We start from the raw sequence: 19,952 nt of genomic DNA on the forward strand, positions 1-19,952 counted from the left end.
ATACTCAAAGAAACGTTCATCAAACACAAACATTTATGCTAAGACTTGCATTTATTTGTAATTTTTTGCGGGTAATTTCCAGATATAGAAACGTGTTAATTTAAGATAGATATTATTACAAAAGCAGCATGACAAGAATAATGGGGCAGATGCCCCATTATTTTAATCAACTCATTATTCTTGAAATTGAACTTTAAGTTCATGAGGTGGAAGCCCTATTTGCAATACAATAGGCTCAAAACCTTCATCTTTGCTCCACCAAGTCGCCACTTTTTTGGCAAATAAAAAACCAAGAGCACCACCCACAAGTCCACTGCAAAAAATAGCAAATTCACTCGAAAGCCAAAAGCTCGCAATGCCTGCGACAATAAATAAGCCAATAAGTGGCGTTAAATACACTAGCATTGCGGAAAGAAGTAGATTATTTTCAGGAATACCTACTTCCACTTTTTGCCCTTCAACTAAAGGTTGTGCAACGGGAAGTTCGAGTTGATGAACTGTCTCAGGCCCTATTTTATTTAATAAATAAGAGCCACACGCAGCGCGAGCTTGGCAACTACCACAGCCAGAAGAAGATCCGTAGCGTAATAACGCCCGTCCTTCATGCCAATGTATAACTGTTGCCCACTCTTTAACCATAACTTATACCCTTTTACTTTTTCGTAAATACAACACTATTAACTATTGCTTGTGCCGTAGAAAATGGTAGCTGACCAATAAAGGTAATTTCATTACCTTCTTTGTCATAGGTATAAATTGTATTACGACCATACCTCAACATTTTATCGCGTTCGGGCGAATTAACCTGTTGACCACTTTTATTAACATAAATAGAGAAATCAAATAAACCATCACTAAATAAAATAGACTGACTAAACTCAGTTTCAGAAATTTGATGATTACTGCGTTTTACCTCTTTAAAACCTTCAGGCAATTGACTAACCGACCAGTTATAAACCAAAGGTTTAGCTTTTGGTACAAGTAATAAAGGAGGCATATTGACGGTACGTAACGAATTAAGTTCTGCTCCGACTTCACTCCCTTCATTAACTGTAATCACTCGAAATTGTTCAATGATGTCATTATTCTTATCTAGTAGATCGACTCTTAAAGGTAGATATCTTTCTTCATCTATAAACAAGACATAATCATAACGGTCATTATTTTTTGATAGCACGCGAACAACTCGGCTTGGAATATCACCAATATGCGTTCTACCTGCATCAATAAAATTATAATAACCTGATAATTCATTGAAATCTTGGTAAATAATAGAAGGGATATAATCAACGATATGATCATTTCTTAAGCTGAAAGCATCTAAGCCTGGCTCAAAATAGCTGATTTCATCACCACGTTGAACGATTTCACGGCGAGTACTATCCATTTGCATTAATTGTGCAAGCGGTTTGCCATCGATAAGAGTGTGACGGTAGCGAATAGGAACAATACCTTGAGAATTGATATTGATAAAAGATAATTCATAGGTAGAGCTTTGACTTGTCTGACCCATCTTTTGCAACAAAGCCTCGACACTACCTGTTTGAGGTTGTGCCAAGGCTTGTATCGGCATTGACAGGCTGCCCACCAGCAATAAGGTGGATAACCATGATTTTTTCATTACGACTGTTTCATTCCCACACGTTATTTATACATTAACATTTATTATTACTGTGCTACTGCAGGTTGAGTTTCACCTTTAGCGTTAACTGGCGCTTCGTTTTGTGGTGCATTATAGATGCGGCGATCTAACTCATACTGTTGCAACATTAATCCAAGGCGCTGATTACGCTCTTGTAAACGTGTTTGCTGGTCTTTACCTAAAGTATCATTTTGAAGATTTAAGCTTACTGGTGAACCTGACCCCATAATAGGTTGAGTATTAAATACAGGTGTATCTACTTGAAAATCTTCAGAACCACTTTTTCCATTATATTGCTGAACACCAACAATAACAGCTAATGAAACACAAGCCGCGACACCGATTTGAGTTAACTGACTTGCCCAAGGACGTAACGTTTGTAAGAAAGAGTGCTGACGCCATTGTGATGGCGCAGGTTGCTGCTCTTGTTGTTGTTCAGGACTTATGCGAACAGGTTCATTCTCTAAAGCGAGCGCAACGCGACTTGCGATATCGAAGTGGACTACTTCACCTACATCACCACGCATTGTGTCACGAATTAAATGGTAGCGTTGCCATGTCTCTTTCATGGAGTCATCACGAGCAATTGTACCCATTAATTCTTTATCAAGAACTTCGCCATCCATAAATGCAGAAAGTTTTTCTTTTTGCATGTAAAAGTACCCTTCAGTCAATGATGGTTCACCCACAATTAAAACTCTTGTATTAATGGTTGAACCTTATTATCAATAGCTTCTCGCGCCCTAAAAATACGTGAACGTACTGTTCCGACAGGGCAATCCATAATGACCGCTATCTCTTCATAGCTTAGCCCGTCAAGTTCCCGAAGTGTAATAGCAACCCTTAAATCTTCAGGTAATGACTCTATGGTGTGAAAAACCACTCTCCGTAACTCTTCAGACAACATTAAATTCTCAGGGTTCGAAATTTCTTTTAGTGCATTGGGTGATTCGAAATTTTCAACATCACTCGCATCTAAATCATTCGAAGGCGGACGTCGCCCCTGTGCGACCAGATAATTTTTTGCTGTATTCACAGCAATGCGATAAAGCCATGTATAAAAAGCACTATCTCCACGGAAAGAACCGATGGCACGATAAGCTTTAATAAAGGCTTCTTGCGAAACATCTGGTACATCGCCCTGTGGTACATAACGGGAAATCAGGCTTGCTACCTTGTGTTGATAGCGGATAACCAGCAAATTAAAGGCTTTCTGGTCACCATTTTGTACCTTTTCAACCAACATTTGGTCCGTTAACTGCTCGCTCATTAGAGATGGACTCTCCCGAAGTCAAGCTTCGCACTATTTTTAAATGACTCCGTCATATTTACTCTCGTTATTCCTTCTCGTTTTTATGAGCTACAAGACTTAGAGCGCAAAAATAGTATGAAGTTCAATTCAATCATTATTTTAAGAGATGAATCACAAAAAAATCATCATGGTGATCACCCAACCCAAATGCAATCTGCCAATAAAAAAACGATAACACAATGATATTATTTGAATATATACGATTACTTACAACAATATATATTATCTTAAACAAGATATTATTAAATATAGATTTAATAATATAAATAAAAGTCAGTCACCCAAGATTGGAACTTGTCGGTATAGTGCCCTTCATTATTACGAATAATAAGTTCATCTATACTACATGCAACACTGCCTTGATTTTGTCTTTGAAATGCTAACAAAATTCGATGATAAGGTTTATCTGCACTGTCTTTAATATTAACGCGTTTCGCAACATTCCACTCTTTTTTTTCTGCAATTTCAATAAATTGCTCCCCAATAGAATAAGGTAATACAACACAGAACAAACCATCTTCGGTGATAAGTGATTGCGCACTATCCAGCAATCCCTCATGCGTTAAAGTTTTGGTATAACGCGCTTGCTCACGAACATCATTACGACAAGCAATTGCTGGCTCAAAATAAGGAGGATTACTGACAATCAAATCATACTTATTTTGCGCTTGCTCTGCATAATGATGAATATCACTATGATGGATATGAATAAATGAATGCCATTGTGACTCCTGAGCATTTTCCGTCGCTTGTAATGCGGCTTTCTCATCAAGTTCAATGCCATCAATACACTCAATTTTAGTCGCTCGTTGAGCTAGCATTAATGCAATTAGTCCACTTCCCGTACCAATATCAAGTGCTCTTCTTACCTTATCGATAGGTGCCCAAGCCCCTAATAAAACACCATCTGTACCCACTTTCATTTCACACTTATCATGAGCAACAAAAAATTGTTTAAATGTAAAACCACCTTTGCGTAATCCTGCTTTTTTTACTTTCTTTTGATTCATCTATTGGCTCTATTGATTTGTACAGCAATCTCTTTTTTATTGCTTATCAAGCATGTCACGGAAAAAGAGATATATGATAAGATAACGTTTCTACAACCCCTATCTTAACATTAAACTATTTGTATACGATGCACGCTTATTTAGATTAAGCTTAAAAACAACGAATACCTTCGTCTATCGGTAATATATAATGTGATAGCGGTAAATCCTCTGGCTTTTAGCGGGGGATAATGTCAAAATCCGCGCCCTAAACAGAGGTATACAATGACAGCCACGACATTTTCCAGTCTTGAACTTGATGAAAGTTTATTGACCGCATTAGAAGAAAAAGGATATCAACGTCCTACAGCTATTCAAGCAGATGCAATTCCTGCTGCAATGGATGGACGCGATATTTTAGGCTCTGCGCCAACAGGCACAGGGAAAACTGCGGCCTTTTTGCTTCCGGCAATTCAACACTTGCTTGATTATCCACGTAAAAAATCAGGCCCACCGCGTATTCTTATCCTGACACCAACACGCGAACTTGCTATGCAAGTTGCCGAGCAGGCAAAAGAATTATGTGCGCACACACATTTAGATATCGCCACAATCACGGGCGGTGTTGCTTATATGAATCACGCTGAAGTCTTCAGTGAGAACCAAGATATCGTTGTTGCGACAACAGGTCGTTTATTACAGTACATCAAAGAAGAAAACTTTGACTGCCGCGCAGTGGAAATGCTGATTTTAGATGAAGCAGACCGCATGTTAGATATGGGTTTCGCTAACGATATCGAAACTATTGCAGGCGAAACTCGCTGGCGCAAACAGACATTACTGTTCTCTGCAACACTGGAAGGTAATGCGGTTATTGATTTTGCACAGCGCATCCTCAACGAACCTGTTGAGCTTAATGCCGATCCTTCTCGCCGTGAACGTAAAAAAATTCAGCAGTTCTATTATCATGCTGATAATCTTGAACATAAAACAGCGTTGCTTGCTGCATTACTTAAGCAAGACGATGTTAAAAAATCGATTGTCTTTGTTCGTAAAAGAGAGCGTGTAAGAGAGCTTGTCACTGCGTTAGAAAAACAAGGTATTAAATGCAGCTACCTTGAAGGTGAAATGGCGCAAACACAGCGTAACGATGCAATCAGACGTTTAGAATCAGGCAAAATGAATGTGCTTGTTGCCACAGACGTTGCTTCTCGTGGTCTTGATCTAGATGATATCACACACGTTTTCAACTTTGACTTGCCTCGTACTGCGGATGTTTACTTGCATCGTATTGGTCGTACAGGACGTGCGGGCCGTAAAGGTATCGCAATTTCATTAGTTGAAGCTCACGATCACCCATTATTAGGGAAAATTGGCCGTTACGTTCAAGAGCCAATTAAATATCGTGTTGTTGCTGAACTACGTCCAGAAACCAAAGCACCAAGCCTGAAAGCAACATTCAAACCTTCTAAAAAAGTACTTGCTAAACGCAAAGCGAAAAAAGAAGAAGAGAAAAAAGCAGTTAAAGAAAAAGTGCGAACTCGCGATCGTAAAAATATTGGTAAACGTCGCAAAGCAGTTGCTGAACATACAGAAAAAAATGTTGCGCCTACTGCACCAGCAAAAGAAACAAATACTGATAACGAATAATCTATACTCTTTCTGAACTTATAAAAAAACCGTAGCTATATAATATAGTTACGGTTTTTTATTTTTTCTTTTGTATGGAAAAAAAGCCCGATATTTTCATATCGAGCTTATTATTAACTTATTACTTTAGTGAAAATTACAGGCTTTCTGTGAAAGTACGAGTAATAACATCACGTTGTTGTTCTGGAGTCAGTGAGTTAAAACGCACAGCATAACCAGAAACACGAATAGTTAATTGAGGATATTTCTCAGGATTGTTAACAGCATCTTCCAGTGTTTCACGGCTTAATACGTTAACGTTAAGGTGTTGACCACCTTCTACACGAACAACCGGTTTAGATTCTACAGGCACTTCACGATATTCGATATTGCCTAACTCTTTACGGTTAATCACTTGGCCTTCTTCAAAACCTTTTTTAGCACAGATGCAACGAGCTTCGCCGTTTTCATCATCTAATAACCAGAAAGAGTGTAATAAATCGTCGTTATCAGCTTTAGTAATTTGGATACCAGTAATCATTTCGACCTCCAATTTGGGCGCAAAATCAAATTCCAATCTCATATCAGAACTTGGGTATTTGGTCTAACCAATGTTTCTGTCTACTTATATACCAGTATAAATGGCGCCATTCTTTGATAAATATCAATAAAATTCATAAGCACTTTATCCCAGAAGGTGCAAAGTGTTGTTTTAAATCAACAATCATTTATCACTGATTTGCAATTTTTTTTGTGAATTTTCAAATAAAAGTTGAGAACTCAATTAATTTTTATTTTTAGCCCGTAATATTTTCATTCCCTTGATGAAATCGGTAAGCTTAGACACTATAAGATATCAACAAGGATTTTAGGTTATGACTACACCATTAACTTGGCATGATGTGATAGGCGCTGAAAAAGAAAAGCCTTACTTTCATCAAATTATGTTTCAAGTCGCACAACAAAGAGCCGCAGGTAAAATTGTTTATCCTCCTCAAGAAGATATTTTTAATGCTTTTCGTTTTACGCCTTTTGATAATGTGAATGTAGTTATTTTGGGGCAAGATCCTTATCACGGCCCTAACCAAGCACATGGACTCTCTTTTTCAGTGCGACCAGGCGTGCCAGCACCACCTTCATTAGTTAATATGTATAAAGAGCTTGAAAAAGAATATCCTGATTTTAAACGCCCGAATCACGGCTATTTAGAAAGCTGGGCAAAACAAGGCGTTTTATTACTTAATACAGTATTGACGGTAGAGAAAGGCCAAGCACATTCTCACGCTAACTATGGTTGGGAAATCTTTACTGACGCAGTAATCGAACAGATCAATCAGCGTAGAGATGGAGTTATTTTCTTACTTTGGGGCGCTCATGCTCAGAAAAAAGGACGTTTTATTGATACAAATAAACACGTTATTTTAAAAGCACCTCATCCATCCCCGCTTTCTGCTCATAGAGGCTTTTTAGGTTGTGGTCATTTTAAACAAGCCAACGATATTTTACAGCAGCAAGGTCGCAAACCAATCAATTGGCATCTTGCTCCCATTGAATAAAATTCCCCTATAAAACATAAAACCGCACAATAACAAGAATATTGAATAATCTTCGTATTGTGCGGTTTACTTTATCTACATGTAATAACTCATGTGATAACGAATGTTTTAATCAATATTACTTAGAAACGATAACCATAGCTGGGCGCAATAAACGACCGTTTAAGGTGTATCCTTTTTGCATAACATCCACAACATGATTAGAGTCATGTGCTGGGCTATCAATTAATGTCATCGCTTGGTGAACTTCAGGGTTGAATACCACATTTTTTTCTTCAACCACTTCAATGCCAAATTTATGAACAGCATCTAAGAATGATTTCAGCGTTAACTCTAACCCTTCAATCATAGGTTTTAGCGATTCATTTTCATGATCAGCTGCAGATAAAGCACGCTCTAAATTATCGAGTACAGGCAGTAACTCATTAGAAAATTTCTCAAGCGCAAATTTATGTGCTTTCTCAACATCTTGTTGAGTACGGCGACGAATGTTCTCAACTTCAGCTTGAGCGCGGATCATTGCTTCACGCTCTGTTTTTTGAGATTGCTCAAGTTGTTTTTCGAGAGAACCAACACGCGCTAATGCTTCCACTAATTCAGCTTGAGCATTAAAGTCCGCTTGTGCTTCTTCGGTCATTGTTGGCTCTTGAGACTCATTCATTGCAGATCCCATTCCTTCTTTTTCTTTTGAGGCTTGCTCTTCATGTACATTTTGTTCTTTACTACTCATGAACATCTCCGCGTAGTTTTGGTATTCATCTTCATATTTAGTTTATTATGGGGATCAATAAACGGGTTTCAAGGAATTGGCGCAAAACGAGGGTAAAAAAATGCCAGATAATACCGTAACAGAAGAAAAACACTTTAAATGCATTGGCATTGTCGGCCATCCCCGTCATCCTGAAGCAATTTCAACGCATGAAATGCTCTATCATTGGCTATTGGCTCAAGGTTATGACGTTATTATTGATACACAAGTTGCACAAGAACTAAAACTAGAAAATGCACAAACAGGTGATTTAACACAAGTGGGCAAAGTTGCTGACCTTGTCATTGTTGTTGGTGGTGATGGCAATATGCTTGGTGCTGCGCGCGTTTTATCTCGCTATAACATTAAAGTAATTGGCGTTAACCGAGGTAATTTAGGTTTCCTTACCGATCTCGACCCTGATAATGCCTTACAGCAATTAACCAATGTGTTAGCTGGGCACTATCATGAAGAAAAGCGTTTTTTACTTGAAGCACGCGTCTATGCTGAAGGTCAAAGAAATCGCATTGGTACAGCAATCAATGAAGTCGTGCTTCATCCTGGCAAAGTTGCTCATATGATCGAGTTTGAAGTTTACATTGATGATCGTTTTGCTTTCTCTCAACGTTCTGATGGCTTAATTATCGCAACACCAACAGGATCAACAGCCTATTCACTCTCTGCCGGTGGTCCTATTTTAACACCCAATCTTGATGCTATTGCGCTTGTACCTATGTTTCCACATACCTTGTCAGCACGCCCTTTAGTTATCAGCAGTGATAGCCAAATTCGCTTAAAATTCTCACAAACAAATATCGATTATGAAGTCAGTTGCGATAGCCAATTAGTGTTACCCATTAAAGAAGGTGATGAAGTTATTATTAAGAGAAGTCGTCAAAAGCTCAATTTAGTTCATCCGACTGATTACAATTATTTTAATACGCTCAGCTCAAAATTAGGTTGGTCGAAAAAAATGTTCTAATTTTTGTGCCTCACTACTTTACTGTATAAAAAACCAGTTTATACTGTATGTAATTACAGATATGTTTTTATACACAGGAGAGGCACTATGCTGACTCAATTAACCATTAGTCATTTTGCCATAGTCCGTGAACTTGAAATCGATTTTTCTGGTGGCATGACCACCATTACAGGCGAAACTGGCGCAGGTAAGTCTATTGCAATTGATGCACTAGGTTTATGTTTAGGTAACCGTGGTGATGCCAATATGGTGCGCCCAGGTGCAACTAGAGCCGATTTATGTGCACGATTCTCACTCTCTGACACGCCATCAGCACAACGTTGGCTTGAAGAACATCATCTTGATGATCATAACGAATGCCTATTAAGAAGAACTATCTCTGCTGATGGGCGTTCTCGTGGTTTTATCAACGGCACTTCCGTACCACTTTCACAATTAAGAGAGCTTGGTTCTTTACTTATCCAGATCCATGGACAACATGCTCACCAACAACTTCTAGAGCCTCGTTATCAAAAACAACTGCTTGATATCTATGCCCATGAACCGGCTTTATTAAAAAGCATGAAGTCGGCTTATCAAACATGGCATCAAAGTTGCCAAACTTTAGCCGCTTTTCAACAACTCTCTTTAGAACGAGAAGCTAGGCAGCAACTGGTTGATTACCATTTAAAAGAACTCAATGAGTTTCAGCCAGTACAAGGTGAATACCCAGAATTAGATCAAGAATATAAACGTCTTTCTAACTGTGGGCAATTTTTGACTTTAAGCCAAAATAGCTTACAAATTTTAAGCGATAACGAAGAGCAAAATATTTTAAGTATGCTCAATGTGGCTAAACATGAAATTGCTGAACTGACCTCTATGGAAAGTCAGTTCAATTCACTACTAGAAATGTTAGAAGAAGCAACGATTCAAATTAGTGAAGTGAGTGATGAACTTCGTCATTATAGCGATCGCCTAGAGATGGACCCTAATCGCTTATTTGAAGTAGAAAAACGCATGTCTAAGTACATCAGTTTGTCACGCAAACATCGTGTCGCACCTGAAGAATTATACGATCTTCATCAGCAATTAATTGAAGAAAAAAATGCCCTACTTCGTCAAAATGATGATTGTGATGCGTTAATCGAACAAGTTAAAGCTGACCATTTAATTGCATTAGATGTCGCAAAACAGTTACATCAGGTTCGCCAGCAGTATGCGAATGAATTAAGCCAGCTTATCACCAATAGTATGCATCAATTATCAATGCCTCATGGCTATTTTACTGTTGATACTCATTTTGATGATAGCTCACTGCAAATCGATGGTGCCACAAAAGTTGAATTTAATGTCACTACAAACCCAGGACAACCGCATCAAGCCCTTTCTAAAGTTGCTTCTGGTGGTGAATTATCGCGTATTGCACTTGCAATCCAAGTGATCACGGCGAAGAAAATGGATACACCTGCTCTTATTTTCGATGAAGTCGATGTAGGTATCAGTGGCCCAACAGCAGCTATTGTGGGTAAATTATTACGCGAATTGGGTGAATCAACTCAAGTAATGTGTGTCACTCACTTACCTCAAGTCGCGGGTTGTGGTCATCAACACTATTTTGTCAATAAAGAGACAAATGGTGAAGAAACTGAAACAACCATGAAACTACTATCGAAAAAAGAACGTCTACAAGAGCTCGCTCGTTTGTTAGCAGGCAGTGAAGTCACTAAAAATACCTTAGCAAATGCGAAAGATTTGTTGGCTGCATAACGATTAACAAACTTTTATTGATATTTAGGGTCATAGGCAGAGTGTGAAAGGTTTTCAATTGCTGCGTTGTCGATTATCATCGTCACTATGACCCTAAAAGGAATGTAATAACCATGCGTTTTAAACTGTTAAAAGTTGCCGCCTTATCTTTAGTCGTAATGACTTCAGGTTGCTCTATGTTCGAGAGACTGGTTTATCACCCAGATATCAATCAGGGAAATTATTTAACGCCAGCCGAAGTCGCAAAAGTTCAGCAAGGAATGACACAGCAGCAAGTTCAATTTGCCCTTGGTACGCCAATGCTAAAAGATCCTTTCGGAAGCCAGACTTGGTATTATGTTTTCCGTGAAGAGCCTGGTCATCAGAAAGTACGTCAAGAGACTCTTACCCTGACTTTTGATAGCAATGGCATACTGACTAAGATTGATAAACAAGGCAATATGCCTAACTTCTCAGCACCTGCAACAAAATCGTAATGCGATTACAGTGCTAAGAAAGCTTAGTTTTGTATAAGATTGGCAAAAGTGAATTGCACCCCATACGTTAGATTTGACGTTGGGGTGTGTTTTTATAAAGAGAAATTGCTTTATAACAGTGTTGTCTTTTATTATATCTGTCTGTAATCAAACGGCCTATCAATGCAATATATGATGCTCCCCCCTATTGGGCAAAAAGCATAATATTAATCCGCTTTTTGTCGTGCTTTCTCAGCACGTTTACGACGCATTTCTTTAGGATCGGCAATTAAAGGTCGATAAATTTCAATTCTATCACCGTCTCGCACATTATCGCTTAACTTTGCTGGTCGACTATAAATACCCACTTTATTCTTAGTCAAATCAATATCATTACAAATCGTTAAGATATTTGAAGCAATAATGGCTTGTTCAACAGTATCCCCTAATGTTAGTTCCACAGGGATAAGATACTGTTTGTCAGGTAACGCATAGGTTACCTCTACCCATATTTTAGTCACGATAGATCTCTTTCGCTCTGTGAGTAAACGCCTGCACCATATTGTTCGTTAAATCCTTAAAAATACGACCAAAGGCTAACTCAATTAATTTATTGGTGAACTCAAAGTCTAGCTGAAACTCTATCTTACACGCATTATCATCAAGTGCGGTAAACACCCATCCCCCAGTTAATTTACGAAAGGGACCATCAACAAGACGCATATCCACACGTTCATTTGTCTTTAAAAAATTATGGGTAGTAAATGTTTTACTGATCCCCGCTTTAGAGACATTTATTGATGCAATCATTTCTTCTGGTGTGCTTTTGATCAGTTTACTTCCAACGCATCCTGGTAGAAAATCAGGATAAGTAAGAACATCATTAACCAGTTTAAACATTTGCTCTGTACTAAAAGGGACAAGAGCAGATCGACTAATCTGAGGCATAGTTATTCCTGTACGACAACACTGTGCGGATCATATCATTGAACAGTGACTAATTAAAAATCTAATGGAATATAGCTTAAGTTTTATGCAATTGAAAAGAAAACAGTCGGTTAAATGATTTCTTTCTATTGCTCATACAGTATAATGTGGACATTATGACAAAGAAAAAATCACACAAACCTGGTTCTGCGACCATTGCGTTAAACAAACGCGCTCGCCATGAATATTTCATCGAAGATGAGATAGAAGCGGGCTTGGCGCTCCAAGGCTGGGAAGTTAAATCACTGCGAGCCGGTAAAGCAAACATCAGTGATAGCTATGTTATCATGCGTGATGGCGAAGCTTATCTTTTTGGTGCAACGATTACGCCTTTAAATGTTGCATCAAGCCATGTCGTTTGTGATCCGACACGTACCCGTAAACTATTATTAAAACAGCGTGAACTTGATAACCTTTATGGTCAAATCAACCGTGATGGTTATACCGTTGTTGCACTTTCTCTTTATTGGAAAAACGCTTGGTGCAAAATCAAAATTGGCGTTGCAAAAGGTAAAAAAGATCACGATAAACGTGAAACCATTAAAGATCGTGAGTGGAAATTAGACAAAGCACGTATTATGAAAAATGCTAACCGCTAAATTGCGTTAAGTACTAGCAATGACAAGTATTTTTCTGATATACTCGCTGTCAACAACTTGGGGCTGATTCTGGATTCGACGGGATTTGCGAAACCCAAGGTGCATGCCGAGGGGCGGTTGGCCTCGTAAAAAGCCGCAAAAAAGATAGTCGCAAACGACAATCAATATAAAGCACTAGCAGCTTAATAACCTGCTTTGAGCCCTCTCTCCCTAGCTTCCGCTCTTAAGACGGGGATAAAGAGAGGTCAAACCCAAAAGAGATCGCGTGGATGCCTAGCTTGGGGTTGAAGCGTTAAACTTAATCAAGCTAGCTTATTCATGGCGCGTCTGTCCGCAGTGGGTAAGTGAAATTAAAGATAGACTAAGCATGTAGTACCGAGGATGTAGAAATTTCGGACGCGGGTTCAACTCCCGCCAGCTCCACCAAATTTGATGGGTCAGTGATAGGACAACGGCTTCAAAAACAAGAAGTTAGCGAAATCGACAAGACTACACACTGACAATAAAAAGACTTTAAAGTGCACGCCCAATGCACGTGCATTTTAAAGTTTAGAAAAGCTCACTTCGGTGGGCTTTTTTAGTTTCAATGACCAAGCAAATACATTCTTCCTCTTCAACTTTTATAGCATATTCATCATAAATTATTGCTAAACCCTAGCCGCATACATATAAGTTTTACAATTTTTTCTTAAGAATGAAAATACAAAAACGAGTGAATCTACTGTCATAAAAAATTTCTGGAATAAAATTAGTTACTTACTCTTTTACATAAAAGCTATTTAATAACAATGTTATGAGTCTCTAAAATCTATTATTACAAGGTCATTTTTAGTAAAAACTATCATATTTAATTAGCTCTATTAATCCTATATATGACTGGTTTAAAATAATACAAAATACCTATTCTAAAGAGTTTAAGAGGATCATAATGAAAATACTCTTAATTGAAGATCACGAAAAAACAGCCAATTGGGTTAAAAAAGGGCTAGAAGAAGCTGGATATACTATTGATATTACGAATGATGGTCGTGATGGCCTCTATTTAGCATTAGAAAATGATTACAAATTGATTATTCTTGATATCATGCTTCCCGGAATGAACGGTTGGAATATTTTAAAAATATTACGCACATCAAAGTCAGTCCCTGTGATTTGTTTAACAGCAAGGGATGCTATAGATGACCGAGTTAAAGGATTAGAATTAGGTGCAAACGATTATTTAGTAAAACCTTTCTCATTTTCAGAATTATTGGCAAGGGTCAAAAATCAATTAAGAGTTCAAAAAAATATTTCAACAATTATTGAAATTGCTGACTTAAAAATCAATTTATCTCGTCATGAAGTGGAGCGTAATAATATACAGATCCCAATGACTCGCCAAGAATATTCTTTATTACTTTTTTTTGCTTTACATATTAATGAAATATTACCAAGGACATTAATTGCAAGCGAGATTTGGGGAATTAACTTTGATAGTGATACTAATATTGTAGATGTTGCTATCCGTCGTTTACGAAAAAAAATTGATGATGGATTTGAAATCAAATTAATCGAAACGGTTAGAGGAATGGGATATAGGTTAAATGGAGTCAATAATGAAAACAAAATCACTGAGATTTAAAATTATCTTTTTATTTATCATATTGATGATTGCAAATGCAGGTTTTATGTCTTTAACGCTTTATCAATCGCTTAAAAATGAATTAATATCTCGTGATAATAACTTACTTGTAAATCGTGCAGACCAATTAGTAAAGTTAATTAATAGTGGAATTGATATCAAAACATTACCTATCTATTTTCAACGTATGATGGATATGCAACAAGATATTATTTATATTACGGATGCTAATAATAAAATTTTAGTTGATACTAATTCAGATATTTTATTTGCAGATCATCTAAAAACCACTGATACAAAGAATATAGATTTAAACATGATTACCTCCTGGGAAACAGAATCAGGTGTTCCTGTTTCGGCTATTAACTTTACAATAGAATCACCAATAGGCGTATTAAATGTAGTGATCGCCAAAGCATCCTTTGTGCGCATCAGTATGCTAAGCGAATATTTAAGTAAAATATTGATTATCTCATTAGCTTCTATTTTATTTATGGGAATATTAAGTTTTTGGTTAATTAAACATGGATTGAGAGATATCCGTTTTCTTAGCCAAATTACGGCTAAAACAGACATACATACTCTTAGCCAAACCATAAATATCTCACAACTTCCCAATGAACTGAAAAGTTTAGGTGACTCATTAAATATAATGAGAAAAAGGTTAAAAAATGATTTTGTAAAGCTAACTCAATTAGCCGATGACTTGGCTCATGAGCTCAGAACCCCCATTAACGCTATAAAAGTTCAAAATGAAATTATGTTACAACGCTCTCGTAGCGTAGAAGAATATGAATCAATTATTATTAGCAATATTGAAGAATTGGATAAACTTGCAAAAATAATTGAAAATATTTTATTTATCGCTCGTGCTGAAAATAAAAATATCATTTTAAATAGAGAAAGCTTGGATTTATCGGATCTAATTGATGAAATTTATAACCTATTTTCATTTTATGCAGAAGAAAAACAGATTACCTTATTAAAAGAGCCTACAACATTAACAGTTAGTGCAGATCACTTACTTTTTACTCGCATATTAATGAACCTCATATCAAATGCAATTAAATATTCTCCCGCTAATACACAAGTCGTCACTCAATGTAAAAAAGAAAAAAATCAGTTACTGATTTGTATCAGTAATATTGGTGATGAATTGAATCAACATGAACAAATATTTACTCGTTTTTGGCGTGGTGATAATGCAAGAACAACAGATGGAAATGGCTTAGGCTTATCAATTGTACAAGCGATTATGACATTACATGAGGGTAAAGTCAGTTACGAGCGTATTGGAAAACATAATGTATTTATTTTAACCTTTCCATGCTAATTACGCGATATGACAAAATTGTCATCTTTTTGTCAGCTTTTTTATAAAACATCTCTGCATAATTAATTTATCAATCAAATATCTTCTTAATTATGTAGAGGTAACATCATGAAAAAAAACAGGAAAAACAACCTATCAGAAATTACACCTGAATCTGTTTTTATGATGAAACGACGTAATTTACTAAAATTATTAGGCATCGGCGCTGCTGGAATAGCGGTTTCATCCACTGTAAAAGCCGATTTATTTTCATGGCTTACTGAAGATAACAAACCAACAACACCAAAATCATCCCGTAAAGAATTACAATTTATTCAACCTGAAGAATATCAATCTTCATTACAATTAACTCATGAAGATAAGGTAATCGGATATAACAATTTCTATGAATTTGGCCTTAATAAATCCGATCCTGCTAAGTATGCACACACAATGAAAACAGAAGAATGGACATTAACTATTGATGGTGAAGTTAATCGCCCACTTACTTTAAACTTAGACGATATTAATCATAAATTTCAATTAGAAGAACGTATCTATCGTATGCGTTGTGTTGAAGCATGGTCGATGGTCATTCCCTGGGTCGGTTTTCCATTAGCGAGCTTACTTTCTTTAGTTGAACCCAATAGTCGTGCAAAATATGTTGCCTTTGAAACGCGTTATGCACCACAGGAGATGCGCGGACAAGATAGTCGCTTCATTGGCGGCGGTTTGCAATACCCGTATATCGAGGGATTAAGACTCGATGAAGCGATGAATCCACTCACATTATTGGCGACAGGGGTATATGGAAAATCCTTGCCAAACCAAAATGGTGCACCTATTCGCCTTGTTGTTCCGTGGAAATATGGATTTAAGGGGATCAAATCCATTGTCAAAATTCGTTTAACTGAGTCAATCCCACCAACAACGTGGAATCTTTCAGCACCGCATGAATATGGTTTTTATGCAAATGTTAATCCAGATGTTAGCCATCCTCGTTGGTCACAAGCAACAGAACGCTTTATAGGCACAGGTGGATTAGGTCAAGTTACAAGACAACCAACATTATTGTTCAATGGCTATGGCGACCAAGTCGCACATTTATATAAAGATTTAGATTTGCGGAGAAATTTTTAATGCAACCAATATATGGAATAAAAGTTAAGTTATTAAAAACCATATTCCATCTTATTGGTTTATTGGCTTTCACTTGGCTTATTTATACAATTTATACGCAAAATTTCAGCGCAGATCCTTCAAAAGATATTCAGCATTTTACTGGAATTACAACGTTACGTTTATTAATTATATTAGCTCTGATCCCTATGGTTGCCTTTTACTTAAAATTAAACACATTATTTCAAGTAAGAAAACTATTAGGATTATGGTGTTTTTTTTGGGCTAATTTACATTTAGCAAGTTATCTGCTACTTGAAATAGGTTGGGAAAATATTACTTTCTTTTTTAGCGAAGTTTTTTCCCGTATTTATCTTATTATAGGCGCTTTATGTTGGATAATTTTATTATTGATGGCTATAAGTTCATTTGATTGGTTAAAAAATAAATTTAATCAAGAATGGAAAAGAATACATAGTCTGTTTTATCCACTCTTATTATTAGTCTGTATTCATTATTTTTTATCATTAAAATCGCCAACACCAGAGCCTATTATTTATCTAATTATTACTGGATTAACTTACCTTTTTCGCTTTTGGCAACAGAAAAAAAATAAATCAACTAATATATAAAATAACCTACCCACCAATTTAATTCTAATATTATATAAATGATCTTGTTAAAGCCTCATTTAAGAGGCTTTAACAAATTGTAATAAACTAAATAGTTGCCTATCAATTCAGTATTAGAAATACAATGATATATCCATAGAAAAATTACGCCCAGGAGCAGTAAAACGTTGTAAACCAAGACGATCACGATCTATTTGATTTGTTGTACCAAATTCTGGCAGACTTCTTAATGCATCCCAAGTACTATATTTTCTATTAAATAAATTAAAAACCCCAGCACGTAATACAATATTTTTATTTACATTATAGTAAGCTGTTGTGTCAAATATAGTATAAGAATCACTAAGATATGGCCATTCACGACCATTCCGTATTGCTTGATTACCTTCTTTTCGTGCTGAATAAGTCATAAATATCCCTGCACCATATTTTTTATCCGCATTATCATAAGATAAGGAAGAAACCCATTTAAAAGGTTGTACAGAAAGTAATGAATCTCCAGAAGCATCTTTTCCGCGTGTATAATTAAATGTATTACGCAATATATATGTATTATCTAAGCCGAATATTTTAGAAAGCCGAATTTCATTCGTTAGCTCAAAACCATAAACGTATGCTGAGGCAACATTACTATATTGAAGATGATTTTGTGGTAATGTTGGCTTATTCCAATAACTATCGCCCATATTAGGATCATACCACGGATTAGGAACTTGTTTTTCGCTCTGCTTAAGATCAATAAAGTTATTGTATTTAGTATAATATACATTTACTTTATTAAATAATTTATCATTATTATAACTTAATGATATTTCATTACTTAATCCTTTTTCTTGCTTTAAATTAGGGTTAGGCTCTAAGCGATTACGAGCATCATTACCTCCATAATCAAAATAAAGCTCTTGAGCTGTTGGAATACGAAAACCCTGCCCAATTTTATATTGGAAAGTATAATTTGGTGTTATGTTATAACTGGTTGATAATGCCAAAGATAAAGCCTGATAATGATTATCAGTGAGATCGCTATCTTTCGCTAAAGATAATTTAGCATTATCTGTATGATGAGAAACATTATCATATCTACTGCCTAAAACTACATTTAATTTGTCATCAAACATTTTTATTTCATCAACAAAAGCAATACTAATATCTTGAGTATATACAGGTCTGATGATGCTATAATTAGATTGATAAGGAACTTTAGGCTTTCCTAGATATTTAGTATCTATATTTTTATTGTTAATTGTTTTTGTAGAATATGAAGTTCGTAGTGCTAATGAGTGCGTTGTATTAAATAAAGATAATGGCATTAATACTATTTCATTATTAATAAACCTACCATATTGAATGATATTCCTACTATTTTCTTCAAAAATATCATAATAATGACCATTATAATGTTCATCAAACGTAGAGCTAAATGCTTTTTGTTCTATTTTTTGCCAATTAAAGCTTGTCGTCATACTGTCAATATATCTTTCTGGAGTCCACGTATCAGAGAGTGTATATCTAATTCTTTTTGATAAATCATCACCAGTACGATAATAGGAAGAAAATAAGTACCAAGATTTTTCATCTGTATATGTTTTACCCTCACTGTATTCAAAAGTAGCACCTATTTTATGGTTTTGAATACCTAATAGATTAATTTTTGATAGTAAAGAATGACGCGTTTTTTCTTGAGGATCTGGTGTTCCCCTAGCAGAACCGAATATATCATTTTCATGTTTATAATTATTAGTTTCATGCCCATTACGATAAACATATAAGAGCATCCCTTCTACATCTTGTTGGGAAGTTGCAATACCTATCGTTTGCATTTTTTCATTATTTTTAGAAGTATAAACACTACGAGAAACAAATCCCCAATTACCTTCACTAATCAAATCAGCAGGATCTTTAGTAACGTATTTTACAGCCCCTCCTAATGCTCCACTACCTGAAAATATAGAATCAGCACCCTTAGATATAATTACAGACTTTAAATGTTCTGTTTCGATATCATTCATACTTCCATTAAAATAACCATAACCTTTATAAATGGTATTATCGAAGGTTTCTGCTTGAGGGATATCATCAACCTGTATAGCAACACGATCTTTATCAACACCTCTTATTGCATATCCATTATTACCAAAACGTCCTTCGGATGAGACACCGACACCAGGAAGATGGCGAACAATATCTTCCATGCTAAATATTAAATTTTTTTCCAATTGTTCTGAATTTAATGTTTTTTCATTAATTTTTTCTTCTTTTTTTTCAATCACATAAAGAACATCTTCAGATATAGCTTTATTATTAAAAAAAACTATCGAGGTAACAACTAGATAGAGTAACGTTTTTTTAATAAACACTCCTTAATTAAGTTATTGAATGATAATTATAATCATTATCATTCAATTTCAATAAAAGGAATTGTAATACAATTGAAAATTTAGTTGTTTTATCTAATTAATAACAAATTAATTATATTTATGTTTACATATATTAATTTAAATGCATTCTTTAAGAATAAAAAAACACAAAATCATAAGCTGCAGTCTTAACCTCAATTGCCTCTTCCATACCTTTAATAATTAAATCAGCTAATTCACTCCACCTCATATGGCGTAGCCAT

Annotated in this window: 20 protein-coding genes, 1 other RNA gene and 1 pseudogene; 11 read left to right on the forward strand and 11 right to left on the reverse strand. The window is 35.9% G+C overall.

Features of this window, described 5'->3' with window-relative positions; translation table 11 throughout:
• Positions 1-174 precede the first annotated feature (174 nt).
• From rseC to trmN, 5 genes are all read right to left on the reverse strand, one after another.
• Positions 175-639 carry a SoxR-reducing system protein RseC gene (gene rseC, locus ACWPWK_RS04400; protein ID WP_109370985.1) on the reverse strand — a complete coding sequence of 155 codons (465 nt, stop codon included), beginning with the start codon at positions 637-639 and terminating at the stop codon, positions 175-177.
• A gap of 13 nt (positions 640-652) precedes the next feature.
• On the reverse strand, positions 653-1,621 hold the full coding sequence (rseB, locus tag ACWPWK_RS04405; protein ID WP_109370986.1) for a sigma-E factor regulatory protein RseB: 969 nt from the start codon (positions 1,619-1,621) through the stop codon (positions 653-655).
• A gap of 47 nt (positions 1,622-1,668) precedes the next feature.
• Complete coding sequence (rseA, locus tag ACWPWK_RS04410; RefSeq protein WP_244184989.1) at positions 1,669-2,295, reverse strand: anti-sigma-E factor RseA; 627 nt, start codon at positions 2,293-2,295, stop codon at positions 1,669-1,671.
• 38 nt (positions 2,296-2,333) lie between these two features.
• Positions 2,334-2,912, reverse strand: coding sequence for an RNA polymerase sigma factor RpoE (gene rpoE, locus ACWPWK_RS04415; protein ID WP_006533574.1), 579 nt, complete (start codon positions 2,910-2,912; stop codon positions 2,334-2,336).
• A 296-nt stretch (positions 2,913-3,208) separates the two neighbouring features.
• The gene (trmN, locus tag ACWPWK_RS04420; protein ID WP_109370988.1) at positions 3,209-3,964 is read right to left on the reverse strand and encodes a tRNA(1)(Val) (adenine(37)-N(6))-methyltransferase TrmN; all 756 of its coding nucleotides are present in this window, start codon (positions 3,962-3,964) and stop codon (positions 3,209-3,211) included.
• A gap of 264 nt (positions 3,965-4,228) precedes the next feature.
• Between trmN and srmB the strand changes: the two genes are divergently transcribed.
• Complete coding sequence (gene srmB, locus ACWPWK_RS04425; protein WP_109370989.1) at positions 4,229-5,593, forward strand: ATP-dependent RNA helicase SrmB; 1,365 nt, start codon at positions 4,229-4,231, stop codon at positions 5,591-5,593.
• 136 nt (positions 5,594-5,729) lie between these two features.
• On the opposite strand, the gene grcA is transcribed toward srmB, so the two are convergent.
• The gene (grcA, locus tag ACWPWK_RS04430) at positions 5,730-6,113 is read right to left on the reverse strand and encodes an autonomous glycyl radical cofactor GrcA (protein ID WP_023581591.1); all 384 of its coding nucleotides are present in this window, start codon (positions 6,111-6,113) and stop codon (positions 5,730-5,732) included.
• 334 nt (positions 6,114-6,447) lie between these two features.
• Between grcA and ung the strand changes: the two genes are divergently transcribed.
• Complete coding sequence (ung, locus tag ACWPWK_RS04435) at positions 6,448-7,128, forward strand: uracil-DNA glycosylase (protein ID WP_109370991.1); 681 nt, start codon at positions 6,448-6,450, stop codon at positions 7,126-7,128.
• Positions 7,129-7,246: 118 nt separating this feature from the next.
• Here ung and grpE read toward each other — a convergent pair whose 3' ends face one another.
• A complete protein-coding gene (gene grpE, locus ACWPWK_RS04440; protein ID WP_109370992.1) occupies positions 7,247-7,858 on the reverse strand; it encodes a nucleotide exchange factor GrpE in 612 nt (203 codons plus the stop codon).
• A 100-nt stretch (positions 7,859-7,958) separates the two neighbouring features.
• Here grpE and nadK point away from each other — a divergent pair, with 100 nt between their 5' ends.
• From nadK to bamE, 3 genes are all read left to right on the forward strand, one after another.
• Positions 7,959-8,858, forward strand: a complete 900-nt coding sequence (nadK, locus tag ACWPWK_RS04445; RefSeq protein WP_109370993.1) for an NAD(+) kinase — start codon at positions 7,959-7,961, stop codon at positions 8,856-8,858.
• 87 nt (positions 8,859-8,945) lie between these two features.
• Positions 8,946-10,607 carry a DNA repair protein RecN gene (gene recN / locus ACWPWK_RS04450; protein ID WP_109370994.1) on the forward strand — a complete coding sequence of 554 codons (1,662 nt, stop codon included), beginning with the start codon at positions 8,946-8,948 and terminating at the stop codon, positions 10,605-10,607.
• A 113-nt stretch (positions 10,608-10,720) separates the two neighbouring features.
• Complete coding sequence (gene bamE / locus ACWPWK_RS04455) at positions 10,721-11,083, forward strand: outer membrane protein assembly factor BamE (protein ID WP_023581587.1); 363 nt, start codon at positions 10,721-10,723, stop codon at positions 11,081-11,083.
• Between the two features lie 206 nt (positions 11,084-11,289).
• Here bamE and ACWPWK_RS04460 read toward each other — a convergent pair whose 3' ends face one another.
• Positions 11,290-11,586, reverse strand: a complete 297-nt coding sequence (locus ACWPWK_RS04460; protein WP_406588818.1) for an RnfH family protein — start codon at positions 11,584-11,586, stop codon at positions 11,290-11,292.
• Positions 11,576-12,010, reverse strand: a complete 435-nt coding sequence (locus ACWPWK_RS04465; RefSeq protein ID WP_006533588.1) for an SRPBCC family protein — start codon at positions 12,008-12,010, stop codon at positions 11,576-11,578. The genes ACWPWK_RS04460 and ACWPWK_RS04465 overlap by 11 nt, the downstream gene beginning before the upstream one ends.
• A gap of 155 nt (positions 12,011-12,165) precedes the next feature.
• Between ACWPWK_RS04465 and smpB the strand changes: the two genes are divergently transcribed.
• The 6 genes from smpB (at position 12,166) to ACWPWK_RS04495 (ending at position 17,332) form a co-directional block, all read left to right on the forward strand.
• Entirely contained in the window at positions 12,166-12,648 is a 483-nt protein-coding gene (gene smpB, locus ACWPWK_RS04470; RefSeq protein WP_109370996.1) for an SsrA-binding protein SmpB, read from the forward strand.
• A 59-nt stretch (positions 12,649-12,707) separates the two neighbouring features.
• Positions 12,708-13,074, forward strand: a transfer-messenger RNA (tmRNA) gene (gene ssrA / locus ACWPWK_RS04475).
• Between the two features lie 502 nt (positions 13,075-13,576).
• A complete protein-coding gene (hprR, locus tag ACWPWK_RS04480) occupies positions 13,577-14,269 on the forward strand; it encodes a response regulator transcription factor HprR (protein ID WP_099074890.1) in 693 nt (230 codons plus the stop codon).
• Positions 14,244-15,602 (forward strand): heavy metal sensor histidine kinase, encoded by a 1,359-nt coding sequence (locus ACWPWK_RS04485; RefSeq protein WP_109370997.1) that lies wholly within the window; start codon positions 14,244-14,246, stop codon positions 15,600-15,602. Before hprR ends, ACWPWK_RS04485 begins: the two co-directional genes overlap by 26 nt.
• Before the next feature lie 108 nt (positions 15,603-15,710).
• Complete coding sequence (gene msrP / locus ACWPWK_RS04490) at positions 15,711-16,721, forward strand: protein-methionine-sulfoxide reductase catalytic subunit MsrP (RefSeq protein ID WP_109370998.1); 1,011 nt, start codon at positions 15,711-15,713, stop codon at positions 16,719-16,721.
• Positions 16,721-17,332 carry a protein-methionine-sulfoxide reductase heme-binding subunit MsrQ gene (locus tag ACWPWK_RS04495; protein ID WP_109370999.1) on the forward strand — a complete coding sequence of 204 codons (612 nt, stop codon included), beginning with the start codon at positions 16,721-16,723 and terminating at the stop codon, positions 17,330-17,332. Before msrP ends, ACWPWK_RS04495 begins: the two co-directional genes overlap by 1 nt.
• A gap of 113 nt (positions 17,333-17,445) precedes the next feature.
• Here ACWPWK_RS04495 and ACWPWK_RS04500 read toward each other — a convergent pair whose 3' ends face one another.
• Together ACWPWK_RS04500 and ACWPWK_RS04505 are read right to left on the reverse strand one after the other, a co-directional pair.
• Positions 17,446-19,602: a TonB-dependent hemoglobin/transferrin/lactoferrin family receptor gene (locus ACWPWK_RS04500; protein ID WP_454208402.1), complete on the reverse strand. Its 2,157-nt coding sequence runs from the start codon at positions 19,600-19,602 to the stop codon at positions 17,446-17,448.
• Positions 19,603-19,858: 256 nt separating this feature from the next.
• Positions 19,859-19,948, reverse strand: a pseudogene (locus ACWPWK_RS04505) (hypothetical protein); the annotation flags it as partial.
• Between the last annotated feature and the right edge of the window lie 4 nt (positions 19,949-19,952).

Source organism: Proteus sp. Marseille-Q3619 (assembly GCF_965283115.1).